Origin of the sequence: Pseudomonas sp. BP11-1-1 (genome assembly GCF_052112105.1) — a bacterium.
Taxonomy (GTDB): Bacteria; Pseudomonadota; Gammaproteobacteria; order Pseudomonadales; family Pseudomonadaceae; genus Aquipseudomonas; species Aquipseudomonas alvandae.
The window spans coordinates 478,812-496,152 of sequence record NZ_JAUTYU010000001.1 but is presented as its reverse complement, the minus strand read 5'-3'; the positions used below and the strand labels follow the sequence as shown (position 1 = coordinate 496,152).

The window sequence follows — 17,341 nt, the reverse complement described above, 5'->3', positions numbered from 1 at the left end:
TCAAGCTTCAAGCGCCGGGTTTCAGGCTCGGCGTGCAAGACGGCAACAAACGCAGTAGGCGAAAAAAACTAGAGAATGTAAGGAGAGGGAACATGTTCGAACTCGTAGACAACATCCCCGCTAGCCCGGTTATCAAAGTAATCGGTGTCGGCGGTGGCGGCGGCAACGCTGTCAACCACATGGTCAAGAGCAACATCGAAGGCGTCGAGTTCATCTGCGCCAACACCGATGCTCAAGCGCTGAAAAACATCGGCGCGCGGACCATCCTCCAACTGGGTACCGGCGTGACCAAGGGCCTGGGTGCCGGCGCGAATCCCGAGGTCGGCCGTCAGGCTGCCCTGGAAGACCGCGAGCGCATCGCTGAAGTCCTGGCCGGCACCAACATGGTGTTCATCACCACTGGCATGGGCGGCGGTACCGGTACCGGTGCAGCACCGATCATTGCCGAAGTGGCCAAGGAAATGGGCATCCTCACCGTTGCGGTGGTGACCCGTCCGTTCCCGTTCGAAGGCCGCAAGCGCATGCAGATCGCCGACGAAGGCATCCGCGCGCTGAGCGAAAGCGTCGATTCGTTGATCACCATCCCCAACGAGAAGCTGCTGACCATCCTGGGCAAAGACGCCAGCCTGCTGTCGGCTTTCGCCAAGGCTGACGATGTACTGGCCGGTGCCGTTCGCGGTATCTCCGACATCATCAAGCGTCCAGGCATGATCAACGTTGACTTCGCCGACGTCCGCACCGTGATGTCCGAAATGGGCATGGCGATGATGGGCACTGGCTGCGCCAGCGGTCCGAACCGTGCGCGCGAAGCGACCGAAGCGGCCATCCGCAACCCGTTGCTGGAAGATGTGAACCTGCAGGGCGCCCGTGGCATCCTGGTGAACATCACCGCCGGTCCGGATTTGTCCCTGGGCGAATACTCCGACGTCGGTAGCATCATCGAGGCGTTCGCTTCCGACCACGCGATGGTCAAGGTCGGCACCGTGATCGATCCGGACATGCGTGACGAGTTGCACGTGACCGTGGTTGCCACTGGCCTGGGCGCGAAAATCGAGAAGCCGATGAAGGTGATCGACAACACCGTCCAGACTGCCATGGCCTCCCAGCCACAACAGCAACCGGCCGCTCGTCAGGAAGCGCCAGCGGTGAACTACCGTGACCTGGACCGCCCGACCGTCATGCGCAACCAGGCCCAGGCCGGCGCTGCGACTGCCGCGAAGATGAATCCGCAAGATGATCTGGATTACCTGGACATCCCGGCATTCCTGCGTCGCCAGGCCGATTGATGGAATGTATCAGGGGTATACGGGTGATTGGTGTTCAGCAAAGGTCTGGTCTGCTATCATCGCCAGCCTTTGTTGATACCAGTTCGCAATTTGCGCTGAAGCGGCCCATGCCATGATTAAACAACGCACCCTGAAGAATATTATCCGTGCCACAGGTGTCGGCCTGCACTCCGGCGAGAAGGTCTACCTGACCCTCAAGCCAGCGCCTGTCGATACCGGCATCGTGTTTTGTCGTGCCGACCTCGACCCTGTGGTGCAGATTCCTGCTCGCGCGGAAAACGTTGGTGAAACCACTATGTCGACCACGCTGGTCAACGGTGACACCAAAGTGGACACGGTGGAGCATCTGCTCTCGGCCATGGCTGGCCTGGGCATCGATAACGCCTACGTCGAGCTCTCCGCGTCCGAAGTCCCGATCATGGATGGCAGCGCCGGACCTTTCGTATTCCTGATTCAATCGGCTGGCCTGGAAGAACAGGACGCGGCCAAGAAGTTCATCCGCATCCTGCGGGAAGTGACAGTGGAAGACGGCGACAAGCGCGCCACTTTCGTCCCTTTCGAAGGTTTCAAGGTGAGCTTCGAGATCGATTTCGATCACCCGGTTTTCCGTGACCGCACCCAGAGTGCAAGCGTGGATTTTTCCAGCACTTCGTTCGTAAAAGAAGTCAGCCGCGCCCGTACCTTTGGCTTCATGAGTGACATCGAGTACCTGCGCAAGCACAACCTCGCACTCGGCGGCAGTGTTGAAAACGCGATCGTGGTCGATTCCGATGGCGTGTTGAACGAAGACGGCCTTCGTTATGAAGACGAATTCGTCAAGCACAAGATCCTCGATGCGATTGGCGACCTCTACCTGCTGGGCAACAGCCTGATTGGTGAGTTCAAGGGCTTCAAGTCCGGCCATGCACTGAACAACCAGCTGCTGCGCAAGTTGATTGAGCAGAAAGATGCTTGGGAAGTCGTGACGTTCGAAGACGCCAGCACCGCACCAATCTCTTACATGCGCCCTGTCGCGGCCGTGTAAGCAAAAAACCTCTCTAGTTTTTTAAAGGCTGCCTTCGGGTGGCCTTTTTTTATGCGCTTTTGGTGCAGTGGGAGCGGGCTTGCTCGCGAAGGCGGTGTCACAGTCGACAAAGATATTGGATGTGCCGGCCTCTTCGCGGGCAAGCCCGCTCCCACAAGGGACCGTGGTGTACAGCAATTCGGTGGCCACAGAAGAACCAACTGTGGGAGCGAGCTTGCTCGCGAAAGCGGCGTTACAGCCCATGAAGATATTGATTCTGCCGCTCCCTTCGCGAGCAGGCTCGCTCCTACAGGAGAAATGCGACCGAAACGGCATCACATCGCGCAGACGACACGATTACGTCCGCTGGCCTTGGCCTGGTACAGCGCCTTGTCCGCAGCAAGCAAGAGTTGCTGCAGCTCGCAATACGGCCCGTTTACCCAAGTGGCAATACCGATACTCACCGTCATGGGCGCTTCACCCTCGACGACAGGTAGCAACTGCTCTACCGCGTCGCGAATGTTCTGGGCCATGGTGAAGGCGCCGGCGGTGGTGGTCTCTGGCAGCACCACCGAGAATTCTTCCCCGCCATAGCGCGCCGCCAGGTCGGCAGGGCGTCGGACATGTTGGCCGATCAACTGGGCCAAGGTTCGCAGGGCTTCGTCGCCCTGTTGATGACCATGGCGATCGTTGAACGCCTTGAAGTGATCCGCGTCGATCATCAGCACAGACAGCGGTTGGCCCGAACGTTGGGCACGCTGCCATTCCTGATGCAACGTTTCGTCCAGCGTTCGGCGATTGGCCAGGCCGGTAAGGGAATCGACGGACGCCAATTTTGCCAGCTCCCGCTCGGCGCTGTGGCGGCGTCGCAGCTCACGGCGCAGCAACCAGGTGAGCCAGAGCAGGCTGATGCACAGCGCGACCGTGGCGCCACTGATCAGGAGCGCCGTACGTTGCCACGATGCGAAGACTTCTTGGGATGAGAGCGCGACCACGACGATCAGCGGCAAGTTACCGACCCGGGAAAAGGTATACAGGCGCTGTGTCTGATCGACGCTGGATACGCCGGAGAAGCTGCCGTTGCCTTCGCGCAGGATGCGCACGAAGTTCGGTCGATTGCTGAAATTCTTGCCGATCATGTCGTCAGCCAAGGGCGGCTCCTGGGCCAGCAGCGTTCCGTCGCCGCTGACCAGGTTGACCGTGCCGCCGCGACCGATGTTCAGGCTTTTGAACAGTTGGCTGAAATAGCTCAGGCGCATCGCGGCCTCGGCCACGCCCATGAACTCGCCCCGGTCGTCATCCAGGCGGTAGCTGAAGCTGATGCGCCAGTCATGCGGCTCGCTTCGAGCCCGGAACGGGGGACTGATCATCATGCTCGGGCTTGGATCCTGGAGATGTGACTGGAAATATTCCCGTTCGGCGTAGTTGCCTTTGCGGGGCTCGACAGAGGCCGAGTCAGCAATCACATCGCCGCGTTTGTCGAGCAGAAGGATGTCGCCTTTATAGGGCGCTGCGGTGGCGCGATCGAACAGGGCGAGGTGGCGGATCGTTGGCGAAACGTCTTTGAGGTCCTGGCGTTTTGCCGCGGCAATCAGGCCCTGCAATGAAACATCGTAGAGTTCTACGTTGCGCAGCACATCGGCGTCGATCAGTTGCACGATATTGCTTGCCGCACGCGTTGCAGCCTGCTCGGCGCTGGCGTGTTCTCGGATCAGCAGGAACGTCACGATACTCAGGATGGCAATGACAACCAGCGAGCTGGCCAGAACGAGAACCCGTTCCGAACGTATCGAAAACGGGATATTGCCGGGTGTTGCACTGCTCGCGCTCATGGTTCCGATCTGCATTGTCATGTGGCTGGGATCCTTCCCATAGGCTGCTCATCTACAACTGCCGATGACCGGCAGAGACAATACTGGCCTTTTGCAAGATTGTGCTCGGGACACTGGAATTGAGCAATCCACATCGTGGCTTATTTCAAGCCGGCAAACGGATTCCGAAGGTGTTTACGCCGCAGTCGCTGCGCACGAATACATCGCCGCCATGCATCAACGCGATCGCCTTGACGATGGCGAGCCCTAATCCGTGGTTGGCGCCGCTGTTGCTGCGTGATGCATCCACCCGATAGAAGCGTTCGAACAGTCGCGGCAAGTGTTCGCCGGCGATCGGTTCGCCGGGGTTGGTGACGCCGAGGGTGATCTGGTCGCCAACGGCTTCGATGCGCACGTCGATCACCTGGCCGGGCGCGGTGTGCTGGACCGCGTTGCTGAGCAGGTTGATCAGGGCTCGGCGCAGGTGGGCGATTTCGATGGTGGCTTGGGCATCGCCGCTGACGTGAACCTCGACCTGGGCGTCCTCCAGGATGAAATCCAGGTAGTCGAGGGTGGTTGCCACTTCGTCGGCGAGGGACGTCGTGGTCAGCTTGGTGGCCTTGCTGCCCTGGTCCGCGCTGGCGAGGAACAGCATGTCGTTGATGATGGAGCGCAGTCGCTCCAGCTCCTCGAGGTTCGATTGCAGCACTTCGAAGTAATGCTCCGCCGAGCGCCCACGGGTCAGCGCCACCTGGGTCTGGCCAATCAGGTTGGTCAATGGGGAGCGAAGCTCATGGGCCACGTCGGCGTTGAACGATTCGAGCCGGGAGTACGCCTGTTCGACCCGATCGAGGGTCGCATTGAACGAATTGACGAACTGGCTGAGTTCCGGCGGCAATGGCGAGATTCGCAAGCGCCCGGAAAGGCGAGGCGGGGCCAGGCGTTGGGCTTCGTCGGACAGCTTGATGAGCGGCTTGAGACCGATGCGCGCGACCCAATAACCCAGCAGCGATGCCAGCAACACACCGATGCAGGCCAGGCTCACCAGCGCCACCAATAAATGATGCTGGGTCTGATAGAAGGTCTCGGTGTCGATGCCGATGATGAAGCGCAGGGGCGGGCGTTGATCCTTGGCCGGGAACTGGCTCACCAGGACTTTCATCGGATAGTGCCGATCAGGCAACGTCAAGTCGCGCTTGCCCAACGGGCCTTGGGCAACGGCGCGAACCTGCGGATCGGGGTTGCCGTATTCAAAGCGCGGGTCGCCGCTGACGATCCAGAAATGGATGCGCTTGTCTTCTTCGCCCAGCAACCGCAGCTTGTTGTTGATCTTCACCCAGTGTTCGGACGTGCCATAACGACCCACGGTGGATTCGAGCACGCTGTAGCGGGCATCGAGTTCCGCTTCCGGCAACAGGCCCAGGCCTTTTTCGACCTGCTGGTACAAGGCGCCGCCAATCAGCAGGAACACCAGCGCCGCCACCAGGGTGAACATGCCGCTCAGGCGCAGCGCGATGCTGTTACTCACCTCGATTCTCCAGCACGTACCCCATCCCGCGGATGGTGTGCAGGAGCTTGTGCTCGAAGGGCCCGTCCAGCTTGGCCCGCAGGCGCTTGATCGCCACCTCGACGACGTTGGCGTCGCTGTCGAAATTGATGTCCCAGACCATTTCGGCAATGGCCGTCTTCGACAGGATTTCGCCCTGGCGGCGGGCCAGGACGCTGAGCAGCGAGAATTCCTTGGCGGTCAGGTCCAGGCGCTGCCCAGCCCGGGTGGCCTTGCGGCTGATCAGGTCGATCCACAGGTCGGCAATGCTGACCTGAACCGGTTCGTGGCCGCTGCTGCGGCGGGTCAGGGCTTGCAGGCGCGCCACCAGCTCGAGGAACGAAAACGGCTTGCCCAGGTAATCGTCGGCACCGTCGCGCAGGCCCTTGATGCGGTCTTCGACCCGTTCGCGGGCGGTGAGCATGATGACCGGCGTCTGCTTGCGGGCGCGCAACGCACGCAGCACGCCAAAACCGTCCAGGCCCGGCAGCATGACGTCGAGCACGATCACCGCGTAGTCATTTTCCAGGGCCAGGTGCAGTCCCTCGACGCCGTCGGGCGCCACGTCCACGATGTAACCCTGTTCGGTGAGGCCGCGGTGCAGGTAGTCCGCGGTTTTTTCTTCGTCTTCGATGATCAGGATACGCATGGCCCGGCCTCAGTCTGCATTCGCCAGCGCCGCCGGCGCGGGGCCGGGCTGAAGGGCGTGTCGATGGAACAGTCGCTCCAGCCACAAGTATATGACCGGTGTGGTGAACAAGGTCAGCGCCTGGCTGACCAGCAGGCCGCCCACGACCGCGATGCCCAACGGCTGGCGCAGTTCGGCGCCGGGGCCGTAGCCGAGCATCAGCGGCAGCGCGCCGAGCAGGGCGGCGAGGGTGGTCATGATGATCGGGCGGAACCGGGTCAGGCAGGCCTGGAATATTGCCTCCTGAGGCGCCAGGCCACCGTTGCGCTGGGCATCGATGGCGAAATCGATCATCAGGATGCCGTTTTTCTTGACGATCCCGATCAGCAGCACCAGGCCGATCAACGCCATGATCGAGAAATCCTGGCCCAGCAGCCAGAGCATGATCAGGGCGCCAAGGCCGGCCGAGGGCAGGGTGGAAATGATGGTCAGCGGGTGCACGAAACTCTCGTAGAGCACGCCGAGGATGATGTACACCGCCACCAATGCGGCGAGGATCAGCCAGGGCTGGCTCTTCAGCGAACTCTGGAACGCCTGGGCCGCGCCCTGGAAACTGCCGGTGATGGCGGCGGGCATACCGATTTCGTTCTTGGCCTGGTCGAGCAGGCGCACCGCATCCCCCAACGCCACGCCTGGGGCCAGGTTGAATGACAGGTTGGCGGCCGGGAACATGCCGTCATGGGCAATCGACAGCGGGCCGTTGGTCGGCGCGTCGAAGCGGGCCAGGGCCGAGAGGGGCACCATTTCCCCACTCAGCGGCGAGCGCAGGTAGAAATACGCCAGGCTTTCGGCCTTGCCACGTTGTTGGGTGTCGAGCTCGAGAATCACGTTGTACTGGTTGGTCTCGGTCTGGAACTCGTTGATCTGCCGCTGGCCGAACGCGTCGTACAGCGCCTGGTCGACGTCGGTGGCGGTGAGGCCGAAGCGGGCTGCTGCGCTGCGGTCGATGTTGATGTGGGTGATGCTGCCGCCCAGTTGCAGGTCGTTGGAAATGTCACGAAACGCCGGGATGCTGCGCAGCTTGTCGGTGAGTTTCTGCGTCCAGGCATTGAGGGTCGGCCCGTCATTGCTCTTGAGCACGTACTGGTATTGGGCGCGGCTGGGGCCGGAGCTGAGGTTGATATCCTGCCCGGCCCGCAGGTACAGCACGACACCGGGGATCTTCTGCAATTTCGGGCGGATCCGATCGATGAAGCCGCTGGCTGATACATCACGCTCGCCCCGGGGCTTCAGGGCGATCCAGAAGCGGCCATTGGCGATGGTCTGGTTGTTGCCCGAGACGCCGACGGAATGGGAGAAGGTCTGCACCGCCGGATCGGCGGCGACGATCTCGGCCAGGGCCTTGTGCTTGGCCACCATGTCCGGGAACGACACGTCGGCGGCGGCTTCGCTGGTGCCCAGCACCAGGCCGGTGTCCTGTACCGGGAAGAACCCCTTGGGAATGAACACGTAGCCCACCACGGCAAGCGCCAGGGTCAGGCCGAACGCGCTGATCATCAGCTTCTGGTGAGCGAGGGCCCGCCGCAGGCCTCGCTCATAGCCGCCCAGCAGGCGCTCGCCGAAACCTGGACGAGCGTGGGCATGGTGTTTCGGTGCGCGCATGAACAGCGCGGCCAGGGTCGGCGCCAGCGTCAGGGACACCACCACCGAAATCAGGATCGTCGAGGTGGCAGTCAGCGCGAATTCCTTGAACAACCGTCCGACCACGCCGCCCATGAACAAGAGCGGAATGAACGCCGCCACCAGCGAGAAGCTGATGGACACCACGGTGAAGCCGATTTCCCCGGCGCCCTTGATGGCCGCCTCGCGCATGCCATCGCCAGCCTCCAGGTGCCGGTGGATGTTCTCCACCACCACGATGGCGTCGTCCACCACGAACCCCACCGAGATGACGATCGCCACCAGGGTCAGGTTGTTCAGGCTGAATCCCATCACGTACATCAGGGCGAAACTGGCGGTCAACGACACGCCCAGCACCGCCGAGACAATCAGCGTCGCCGAGAGCTGGCGCAGGAACAGCGCCATCACCGCCACCACCAGCAACACCGCAATCAGCAGGGTGATTTCCACTTCATGCAACGAGGCGCGGATGGTCTGGGTGCGATCGATCATCACCTTGACTTGTATCGCCGCGGGCAGCATGGCCTCGAGGGTGGGCAAGGCGGCCTGGACGCGATCGACGGTCTCGACGATGTTCGCGCCCGGTTGGCGGAAGATGACCAGGTTGACGCCGGGTTGATCATCGGACCAGGCCTGGACGTAGGCGTTTTCCGAACCGTTGACGACCTTGGCGATGTCCTTGAGATGAACCGGAGCGCCGTCCCGGTAGGACACGATCAGCTCACCGTACTCCTCGGGCTTGAACAATTGGTCGTTGGTGGACAGCGTGGAAATGCTCGACTCACCGTAGAGCGCGCCCTTGGCGAGGTTGAGGCTGGCCTGCTGGAGTGACAGACGAATATCGGCCAGGGTCAGGCCGATCGCCGCGAGTCGGTCGGCAGACGCCTGGACTCGGATCGCCGGGCGCTGCTGGCCGGTGATGTAGATTTGCCCGACGCCATCGATCTGGCTGATCTGGCGGGCGAGCAGGGTCTCGACGTAATCACTCAATTCGGTGCCTGGCATCAGGTCGGAGCTGATGCTGAGGATCAGTACCGGGCTGTCGGCCGGGTTGACCTTGCGCCAGGTCGGCAGGTTCGGCATGTCATTGGGCAACTTGCCGGCGGCGGTGTTGATGGCCGCCTGCACTTCTTGGGCGGCGGTGTCGATGCTCTTGTCGAGGCTGAATTGCAGGATCAGGTTGGTCGAGCCCAATGCACTGCTGGAAGTCATCTGGGTGATGCCGGGGATGGCGCTGAACTGGACTTCCAGCGGGGTTGCCACCGACGACGCCATGGTTTCGGGGCTGGCACCGGGCAACTGCGCATTGACCTGGATGGTCGGGAATTCCGCCTCGGGCAACGGCGCGACAGGCAGCCGCGGAAAGGCGATCAACCCCAGCAGCACCAGGGCGAACGTCAGCAGCACCGTGGCGATGGGGTGATTGATGCACCACGCCGATATCGAACCGCGGCCCTTCATGGCTGTGCCTGCCCGGTCTTGGCGAGGGCGGGCGGATCTCCAAGTATCTGGATGCTGGCGCCAGGCTTGAGGCGTGACTGGCCGTCGCTCACCAACTGGTCACCGGCGTTGACGCCTTTGATGATGTGCATGCCGCTGTCCTGGTACACCATTTCCACCGGCACGCTTTCCACCTTGTCGCCCCGGACCCGGTACACGAAGTGTTGCTCCAACCCGCGTTGGACCACGGTCGGCGGTACCACCAGCGCACCCTTGTCGATCGCGGTCTGGATTTTCAGCGTCACCAGTTGCCCCGGCCACAGCCGTTGGGCGGCGTTGTTGAATTCGGCCTTGGCGCGCAGGGTTCCGGTGTTGGTGTTGATCTGGTTGTCGATGAGACTGAGGCGCCCTTCACCCAACAGTTCCCCGGTGGCGCCGTCGGCACCGATGTAGGCCTTGACCAGGGCCTGGTCAGGGGCGGCGATCAAGCGCTGCAGCGTCGGCAGCATTTGTTGCGGCAACGAGAATTCCACCGCGATCGGGTCGATCTGGGTCACGGTGAACAGGCCTTCGGCATCGCTGGCGCGCAGGAAGTTGCCTTCGTCCACGTTGCGAATGCCGACGCGACCGGTCACCGGGGAGCGGATCTGCGTGTAGGAAAGTTGCACCTGCGCGGAGTCGATGGCCGCCTGGTTGCCCTGGGCCGTGGCCTTGAGCTGATTGACCAGCGCCTGTTGCTGGTCGTAGGTCTGCTTGGATACGCCGTCATCGACGCTCAGCAACTTGTAGCGCTTGAGATTGACCTGGGCCACGGCCAGCTGCGCCTGGCTCTCGCCGAGCTGGGCGCGGGCCTGGTCGAGACTGGCGCGGATGGAGCGGTCGTCGATGGTTGCCAACAGGTCGCCCTTCTTGACCAGTTGTCCTTCCTTGACCAGCAGCTTGGTGAGAATGCCGTCGATCTGCGGACGGATCACCACGCTGTGCAGCGACAGTACCGTGCCGATGCCGCTGGCAAAGCGCGGCACATCCTTTTCGACCACGCTCACGACTCTTACCGGTACGGCGCTCGCAGCACTGGGTTTGGTGGCGACGGGCTTCATCGAGAACCACAGGACCAGCGCCCCCAAGGCGACCAACAGTGCGACGAGCAGGAACGTTTTTTTCTGAATGTGCATGGATGCGAAGAGCCGGTTCGGGACGGTGGGATTTCTATCTGTCTTATATAGCGTTGCGAGGCGGTCAGGAAGGTGACGGCTAGCTGTCAGGGCTGTCAGTTTCGTCCCGGTTTTCCGTCAGACGGAACTCCACCCTTGCATCTGCTCCGTGGCACCGCGATTTCGTGCAGGTATACTGCTGCGTTTCGCGGCTCGGTTACCGAGCCACGCATACTCAATTGTGGCGAGGGAGCTTGCTCCCGCTTGAGTGCGAAGCGCTCACAGAAATGGGGCCGCTTCGCAGCCCAGCGGGAGCAAGCTCCCTCGCCACGGTTTGTTGTCCCACTCAAGTGAATAACTCAAATGACTTCCCCAATACCATCGCCCGCGGACGAACGCTTGCCCGGCGAATCGTCTGGCCAGACGGACAGCGATGTTGCCAACGCCGACGACAGCAAGGCGGCGATCCCGGCCTTCAAGTTCCCGTTCAAGCCCGGTGAACTGTCGGCGGCCAAAGGTGCCGGGCAACAGCCCTGGTACAAGAACGGCGCCAAGAACGGCCACACCAAGACTCCGGGTGCCGCGCCGCCCGGTACCCGTCGTTCGATGGGCAAGCGCTGAGATCGTCCTCCGTACGCGGTCGCGGATTCAGTTCGCGACCCGTGCCCCGGTCAGGCTTCCACTCAATTCATAAGCCGTCAGTTCGGCCTGGTGCGCCGCGAGGATTTCCGGCAACGAGCCTCGCAGGTACTCGACCCACGTCTTGATCTTCGCATCCAGGTATTGGCGCGATGGGTAGATGGCGTAGAGGTTCAGCTCCTGGGAGCGATAGTTGGGCATGACCCGCACCAGCGTGCCGTTGCGCAAGCCTTCGATGGCGGCATACACCGGCAACACCCCCACACCCATGCCGCTGGTGATCGCGGTTTTCATCGCATCGGCGGAGTTCACCAGGAACGGTGAGCTGTTGATGGTGACCATCTCCTGGCCTTCCGGGCCGTCGAACACCCATTTCTCCAACGGAATGACCGGACTGACCAGGCGCAGGCAGGCGTGGTTGAGCAGGTCGCTGGGTTTCTGCGGGCAGCCGCTGGCTTTCACATAGCCAGGCGATGCGCAGACGATGCTGTAGGTGATCCCCAGGCGCTGGGACACGAAGCCCGAATCCGGCAATTCGCTGGCGAGCACGATGGAAACGTCGTAGCCCTCGTCGAGGATGTCCGGCACGCGGTTGGCCAGGGTCAGGTCGAAGGTCACGTCCGGATGGGTCTTGCGATACCGGGCGATGGCGTCGATGACGAAGTGCTGGCCGATGCCGGTCATGGTGTGGACCTTCAACTGCCCGGCCGGGCGCGCGTGGGCGTCGCTGGCCTCGGCTTCCGCTTCTTCGACATACGCCAGGATCTGTTCGCAACGCAGCAGGTAGCGTTTGCCGGCCTCGGTCAGGGCGATGCGCCGGGTCGTGCGGTTGAGCAGGCGGGTTTGCAGGTGAGCTTCCAGGTTGGAAACCGCGCGCGAGACATTGGCTGTAGTGGTATCGAGCTGCGCGGCGGCAGCGGTGAAGCTTCCGGCTTCGGCAACACAGCTGAACGCGCGCATGTTTTGCAAGGTGTCCATGGAGGGCTCTCTTGGAAGGTGGCAAATTGTGACATGAAGTTACAGCGCTACGGGACCCCGACTAATGGATTATCGCGTTAACGGTAACAAAGATTCGCAGAAAGGTCGGCTTATCGCCGTTGGGGTCGGTCCCTAGAATTGCTGCCACTGCAGGATCGGTCTGGCTTCAGAGGACCTGTGGGAGCGAGCTTGCTCGCGATGAGGCCTTCACTGACGACACGTGAGGTGAATGCCAGGACGCCATCGCGAGCAAGCTCGCTCCCACAGGTTTGCCGTCATCCGCAGACCGTCGTCATGCCCTTTATTTTTCAGGAATTTAGCGCCAGTGCCGCGTTGCATCAGCAGAGAGTTGAAGACTCTCAGTGTTTGGGTTTTGACGTTGACCATCAGCGGTTGCATCGGCACGGGGGGGATTGCACCGCAAGGCGAGGCATTGTCGCCCAACCAATTGGCAACCGACGAAGCGATTCGCGAGGCCGCCCGCGACGCCCATTGGCCGAGCCGCCAGTGGTGGAAAGCCTATGGCGATCCGCAACTCGATCGCTGGATCGAGCAGGCCGTGCAAGACAGCCCGAGCCTGGCCATGGCCACTGCCCGGGTGCGGCAGGCCAGGGCCATGGCCGGTGTCGCCGAGGCGGCCGAGTCGTTGCAGATCAATGGCGAGGCAACCCTCAAGCGCCACAACTGGCCGACCGATCAGTTCTACGGCCCGGGCGAGTTGGCCAATACCACCACCTGGGACAACAACGCCGGCCTGGGCCTGAGCTACGCCCTGGACCTGTGGGGCCGCGAGCGCAACGCCAGCGAGCAGGCTGTCGACCTGGCCCATGTCAGCGCTGCCGAGGCGCGGCAGGCGCAGCTGGAATTGCAGAACAACATCGTGCGCGCCTATATCCAGTTTTCGCTGCACTACGCCCAGCGCGATATCGTTGCCGCGACGCTCCGTCAACAGGAGCAGATTCTCGAACTGGCGCAGAAGCGCCTGGACGGTGGCATCGGCACCCACTTCGAGGTCAGCCAGGCCCAGGCGCCGCTGCCCGAAACCCATCGTCAACTCGACGCCCTTGATGAAGCGATTGCCTTGAGCCGCAACCAATTGGCTGCGCTGGCGGGCAAGGGGCCGGGCGACGGCGCGGGCCTGCAACGTCCCACCCTGGCGTTGGGAACCCCGTTGAAATTGCCGTCCGCGTTGCCCGCCGAACTGCTCGGCCAGCGCCCGGATGTCGTGGCCGGACGTTGGCAGGTGGCGGCCCAGGCCCGGGGCATCGATGTCGCCCGGGCCGGTTTCTATCCCAACGTCGACCTGGTGGGCAGCCTGGGCTACATGGCCACCGGCGGCGGGGCGCTGGAGTTCCTGACCGGCAAGAAACTCACCTACAACGTCGGCCCGGCGATCTCGCTGCCGATCTTCGATGGCGGGCGCCTGCGTTCACAGTTGGGTGAGGCGGCCGCCGGTTATGACATCGCCGTGGCCCATTACAACCAGACTTTGGTGACCGCGCTCAAGAGCATTTCCGATCAGTTGATCCGCCGCGAGTCGATGGACAAACAACAGGTTTTCGCCGCCGAGTCCGTCGCCGCCGCCCAGCGCACCTATGACATAGCAATGGTTGCGTTCCAGCGCGGGCTCACCGACTACCTCAATGTGCTCAACGCCCAGAGCCTGTTGTTCAAGCAACAACAGGTGCAACAACAGGTGGAAGCGGCGCGCCTGAGTGCCCATGCCGATCTCGTGACGGCGTTGGGTGGCGGGCTGGAGGCGGGCAGCGATACCGCTGACTTGAGCCATGCCCCGTGGCGAGGGAGCTTGCTCCCGCTGGACTGCGCAGCAGTCCCTTCAGGTGGGTGCTGCGCACCCAAGCGGGAGCAAGCTCCCTCGCCACGATGCTGAGTATCCTCCCGTGACCTATTTACTCTGGCTTCATCGCCTCGAATGGCGCCGTGGTTTCTTCGACTGGGCCCGCAGCGATGGCGTGACCTGGGTCTATATCTTCAAGGTCTTGCTGGCCGCGTTCCTGACGTTGTGGCTGGCGATGCGCCTGGAATTGCCCCAGCCGCGCACGGCGATGATCACCGTGTTCATCGTCATGCAACCCCAGAGCGGCCAGGTTTTCGCCAAGAGTTTTTATCGCTTGCTCGGCACCTTGGCCGGCTCGGCGGTGATGGTCGCGTTGATCGCCTTGTTCGCCCAGAACACCGAACTGTTCCTCGGCTGCCTGGCGATCTGGGTCGGCATCTGCTCGGCGGGGGCGGCGCGTTATCGCAACTTCCGGGCCTATGGTTTCGTGCTGGCCGGCTACACCGCAGCGATGATCGGCCTGCCGGCCTTGGCCCATCCGGAAGGGGCCTTCATGGCGGCCGTGTGGCGGGTGCTGGAAATTTCCCTGGGGATTCTCTGTGCCACCGCCGTCAGTGCCGCGATCCTGCCGCAAACCGCCAGTGCCGCCATGCGCAATGCGCTCTACCAGCGCTTTGGTGTGTTCGCGCTGTTCGTCACCGATGGCTTGCGCGGGCGCAGCCAACCCGAGGCGTTCGAGGCGCGTAATGTTGGTTTTATCGCCGAGGCAGTGGGCCTCGAAGGCCTGCGCAGCGTGACCGTGTTCGAAGACCCGCACATGCGCCGGCGCAACGGTCGGCTCAGTCGCTTGAACAGCGAGTTCATGAGCCTGACCACGCGTTTCAATGCCTTGCACCAATTGCTCGAACGGTTGCGCACCGGCGCAGCGGACTCGGTGGTGAGCGCCATCAAGCCCGGATTGCAGACCCTGGCCGAACTGCTGGATGGCTTCAGCGCAAGGGCCTTGACCGATGCCGATGCGGCACGGCTGGCAGCGGCGTTGGCTGATTACAAGGCCGACTTGCCGGCCCAGGTGCGCCGCTTGCGTGCGCAATTCCAGATGACGGAACCCAGTGACGCGCAGCAACTGGATTTCCACACCGCTTATGAGCTGCTGTATCGCTTTGTCGAAGACCTGCATGGCTACGCCCAGACCCACGCTTCCCTGGCCGAGCATCGCCATGAACGGGAACGTTGGGATGAGCCGTTCGTGTCGCAGACCAACGGCCTGGCTGCCGCCGCTTCCGGTTTTCGCGCTGCCTTCATCCTGCTGGTGCTGGGCAGCTATTGGGTCGCCACGGCCTGGCCGAGCGGCGCGACCATGACGATGATCGCCGCCGCCACCGTCGGGCTGTCCGCGGCTACGCCGAACCCCAAGCGCATGGCGTTCCAGATGGCCTGCGGCACGTTGTTCGGGGCGCTGGTTGGCTTCGTCGAGATGTTTTTCGTCTTTCCCCTGATCGACGGTTTCCCCTTGCTCTGCGTGATGTTGGCGCCGGTGATCATGCTGGGTTCGTTCCTCAGTTCTCGACCGCAGCACGCCGGGGTCGGGTTGGGGCTGCTGATTTTTTTCAGCACCGGTTCCGTGCCGGACAACCTGGCGGTCTACAACCCCTACACCTTCATCAACGATTACATCGCAATGATCCTCGGCATGCTGGTGTGCGCCGCCGCTGGCGCGATCATCCTGCCGCCCAACAGCCGCTGGATGTGGCGCCGGCTCGAACAGGACCTGCGCGAACAAGTGGTGTTCGCCATCAGCGGCAAGCTCAAGGGCTTGGCCTCGGGTTTCGAGAGCAGCAGCCGGGACTTGCTGCACCAGGCCTATGGGCTGGCGGCGGGGCAGCCCCGGGTGCAACGGAATTTGCTGCGCTGGATGTTCGTAGTGCTGGAAATCGGCCACGCGATCATCGAGTTGCGCAAGGAGCAGGCGACGCTGCCGGTGCATCCGGCCTATGCCGAAAGCCAGCCATGGCGCCAGGCGATCCGAGTGATGGGACGCGCGCTGGTGCGGCTGTTCCGCCAACCGAGCCAGAGCAATCTGGAGCGCGCACTCGTGGCGGTGGACCACGCCATTGGCCGCGTGCAGGCCACTGACGAGCCTTTCGCCCCGCACTTCGATACCTCGGCCCTGCGTCGGGTGAAAAGCTACCTGCACTTCATCCGCACCTCGCTGCTTGACCCGCAATCGCCCTTGGCGGCTTACACCACGCCGCCTCCCCAGGAACTTGAACATGCCCCGTGAAATCGCCTTCCACGGCGTCTACATGCCCACCATGACCCTGATGTTCTTCATCGCCGCCGGCCTGGCCTGGGCGTTGGACCGTTTCCTCTCGGGGTTGGACCTGTACCGTTTTTTCTGGCACCCGGCGCTGCTGCGCCTGAGTCTGTTCACCTGCCTGTTCGGCGCGCTGGCGCTGACGGTCTACCGTTGAGATCGACACAATGAAAAAGTTTTTCAGCCTGCTGGCGACGTTGCTGGTGCTGGCCTTGGCACTGTGGATCGGCCGTACGCTGTGGGTGCATTACATGAACACGCCCTGGACCCGCGATGGCCGGATACGGGCCGACATCATCAATGTCGCCGCCGACGTCAGCGGCGAGGTGGTCGAGGTGCCGGTGCGCGACAACCAGTTGGTGAAAAAGGGCGACTTGCTGATGCGCATCGACCCCGAGCATTACCGCATCGCGGCGAAGCAGGCACGCTCCCTGGTGGCGTCGCGCAAGGCCACCTGGGAAATGCGCAAGGTCAATGCCCACCGACGCGCCGACCTGGACAGCCTGGTGATCTCAAGGGAAAACCGTGATGACGCCAGCAACATCGCCGACTCGGCCCTGGCCGATTACCAGCAGGCCCAGGCGCAACTGGAGGCGGCCGAACTGAACCTGGCCCGCACCGAGGTTCGCGCGGCGGTGGACGGCTACGTCACTAACCTCAACGTGCACCGTGGCGACTACGCGCGCATCGGCGAGGCGAAAATGGCGGTGGTGGACATGAATTCGTTCTGGGTCTACGGCTTCTTCGAAGAAACCAAGTTGCCCAAGGTGCGGGTAGGCGATTCGGCGCAGTTGCAACTGATGAGCGGTGAGGTGCTCAAGGGCCATGTGGAAAGTATTTCCCGAGGGATCTACGACCGCGACAACCCCGAGAGCCGCGAGTTGATCGCCGACGTGAACCCGACGTTCAACTGGGTACGCCTGGCCCAGCGGGTGCCGGTGCGCATTCATTTGGATGAGGTGCCGGATGGCGTGCTGCTGGCGGCGGGGATGACCTGTACGGTGGTGGTCGAGCCGCCCGTTGGGCGCTGAGGCCCTTCGAATGTAGTACATATTTACCAC

Annotated in this window: 13 protein-coding genes; 7 read left to right on the top strand and 6 right to left on the bottom strand. The window is 62.6% G+C overall.

The window, feature by feature from the left end; genetic code table 11:
• Nucleotides 1–92 precede the first annotated feature (92 nt).
• A complete protein-coding gene (gene ftsZ / locus Q7C33_RS02160; protein ID WP_030139674.1) occupies nt 93–1,286 on the top strand; it encodes a cell division protein FtsZ in 1,194 nt (397 codons plus the stop codon).
• A 112-nt stretch (nt 1,287–1,398) separates the two neighbouring features.
• Nucleotides 1,399–2,310 carry a UDP-3-O-acyl-N-acetylglucosamine deacetylase gene (lpxC, locus tag Q7C33_RS02155; RefSeq protein ID WP_030139673.1) on the top strand — a complete coding sequence of 304 codons (912 nt, stop codon included), beginning with the start codon at nt 1,399–1,401 and terminating at the stop codon, nt 2,308–2,310.
• A gap of 314 nt (nt 2,311–2,624) precedes the next feature.
• Here lpxC and Q7C33_RS02150 read toward each other — a convergent pair whose 3' ends face one another.
• The 5 genes from Q7C33_RS02150 to Q7C33_RS02130 form a co-directional block, all read right to left on the bottom strand.
• Nucleotides 2,625–4,121 carry a diguanylate cyclase gene (locus tag Q7C33_RS02150; protein WP_407682853.1) on the bottom strand — a complete coding sequence of 499 codons (1,497 nt, stop codon included), beginning with the start codon at nt 4,119–4,121 and terminating at the stop codon, nt 2,625–2,627.
• Nucleotides 4,122–4,266: 145 nt separating this feature from the next.
• On the bottom strand, nt 4,267–5,634 hold the full coding sequence (locus Q7C33_RS02145) for a heavy metal sensor histidine kinase (protein ID WP_407682852.1): 1,368 nt from the start codon (nt 5,632–5,634) through the stop codon (nt 4,267–4,269).
• Nucleotides 5,621–6,295: a heavy metal response regulator transcription factor gene (locus tag Q7C33_RS02140; protein ID WP_030139690.1), complete on the bottom strand. Its 675-nt coding sequence runs from the start codon at nt 6,293–6,295 to the stop codon at nt 5,621–5,623. The genes Q7C33_RS02145 and Q7C33_RS02140 overlap by 14 nt, the downstream gene beginning before the upstream one ends.
• A 9-nt stretch (nt 6,296–6,304) precedes the next feature.
• Nucleotides 6,305–9,415, bottom strand: a complete 3,111-nt coding sequence (locus tag Q7C33_RS02135; RefSeq protein WP_198796601.1) for a multidrug efflux RND transporter permease subunit — start codon at nt 9,413–9,415, stop codon at nt 6,305–6,307.
• A complete protein-coding gene (locus Q7C33_RS02130) occupies nt 9,412–10,569 on the bottom strand; it encodes an efflux RND transporter periplasmic adaptor subunit (RefSeq protein WP_407682761.1) in 1,158 nt (385 codons plus the stop codon). The genes Q7C33_RS02135 and Q7C33_RS02130 overlap by 4 nt, the downstream gene beginning before the upstream one ends.
• Nucleotides 10,570–10,911: 342 nt before the next feature.
• On the opposite strand from Q7C33_RS02130, the gene Q7C33_RS02125 reads away from it, so the two are divergent.
• Complete coding sequence (locus tag Q7C33_RS02125; RefSeq protein WP_030139668.1) at nt 10,912–11,169, top strand: hypothetical protein; 258 nt, start codon at nt 10,912–10,914, stop codon at nt 11,167–11,169.
• Between the two features lie 27 nt (nt 11,170–11,196).
• Here the strand turns inward: Q7C33_RS02125 and Q7C33_RS02120 are convergent, their stop codons facing one another.
• Nucleotides 11,197–12,165, bottom strand: coding sequence for a LysR family transcriptional regulator (locus Q7C33_RS02120; RefSeq protein WP_030139667.1), 969 nt, complete (start codon nt 12,163–12,165; stop codon nt 11,197–11,199).
• 325 nt (nt 12,166–12,490) lie between these two features.
• On the opposite strand from Q7C33_RS02120, the gene Q7C33_RS02115 reads away from it, so the two are divergent.
• The 4 genes from Q7C33_RS02115 to Q7C33_RS02100 are packed head-to-tail and all read left to right on the top strand — an operon-like array spanning nt 12,491 to nt 17,311.
• Nucleotides 12,491–14,056: an efflux transporter outer membrane subunit gene (locus Q7C33_RS02115; protein WP_407682760.1), complete on the top strand. Its 1,566-nt coding sequence runs from the start codon at nt 12,491–12,493 to the stop codon at nt 14,054–14,056.
• A 10-nt stretch (nt 14,057–14,066) separates the two neighbouring features.
• On the top strand, nt 14,067–16,247 hold the full coding sequence (locus Q7C33_RS02110; protein ID WP_442095321.1) for an FUSC family protein: 2,181 nt from the start codon (nt 14,067–14,069) through the stop codon (nt 16,245–16,247).
• Nucleotides 16,237–16,437 (top strand): DUF1656 domain-containing protein, encoded by a 201-nt coding sequence (locus Q7C33_RS02105; protein ID WP_003205331.1) that lies wholly within the window; start codon nt 16,237–16,239, stop codon nt 16,435–16,437. The genes Q7C33_RS02110 and Q7C33_RS02105 overlap by 11 nt, the downstream gene beginning before the upstream one ends.
• Before the next feature lie 10 nt (nt 16,438–16,447).
• Entirely contained in the window at nt 16,448–17,311 is an 864-nt protein-coding gene (locus Q7C33_RS02100; protein ID WP_407682759.1) for an efflux RND transporter periplasmic adaptor subunit, read from the top strand.
• The last annotated feature ends 30 nt before the right edge of the window (nt 17,312–17,341 follow it).

What these genes read in the sequence shown, in the direction of transcription:
- ftsZ (WP_030139674.1), top strand. Translation starts at nt 93, where the DNA reads ATGTTCGAACTCGTAGACAACATCCCCGCTAGCCCGGTTATCAAAGTA.
- lpxC (WP_030139673.1), top strand. Translation starts at nt 1,399, where the DNA reads ATGATTAAACAACGCACCCTGAAGAATATTATCCGTGCCACAGGTGTC.
- Q7C33_RS02150 (WP_407682853.1), bottom strand. Translation starts at nt 4,121, where the DNA reads ATGAGCGCGAGCAGTGCAACACCCGGCAATATCCCGTTTTCGATACGT.
- Q7C33_RS02140 (WP_030139690.1), bottom strand. Translation starts at nt 6,295, where the DNA reads ATGCGTATCCTGATCATCGAAGACGAAGAAAAAACCGCGGACTACCTG.
- Q7C33_RS02135 (WP_198796601.1), bottom strand. Translation starts at nt 9,415, where the DNA reads ATGAAGGGCCGCGGTTCGATATCGGCGTGGTGCATCAATCACCCCATC.
- Q7C33_RS02130 (WP_407682761.1), bottom strand. Translation starts at nt 10,569, where the DNA reads ATGCACATTCAGAAAAAAACGTTCCTGCTCGTCGCACTGTTGGTCGCC.
- Q7C33_RS02125 (WP_030139668.1), top strand. Translation starts at nt 10,912, where the DNA reads ATGACTTCCCCAATACCATCGCCCGCGGACGAACGCTTGCCCGGCGAA.
- Q7C33_RS02120 (WP_030139667.1), bottom strand. Translation starts at nt 12,165, where the DNA reads ATGGACACCTTGCAAAACATGCGCGCGTTCAGCTGTGTTGCCGAAGCC.
- Q7C33_RS02105 (WP_003205331.1), top strand. Translation starts at nt 16,237, where the DNA reads ATGCCCCGTGAAATCGCCTTCCACGGCGTCTACATGCCCACCATGACC.
- Q7C33_RS02100 (WP_407682759.1), top strand. Translation starts at nt 16,448, where the DNA reads ATGAAAAAGTTTTTCAGCCTGCTGGCGACGTTGCTGGTGCTGGCCTTG.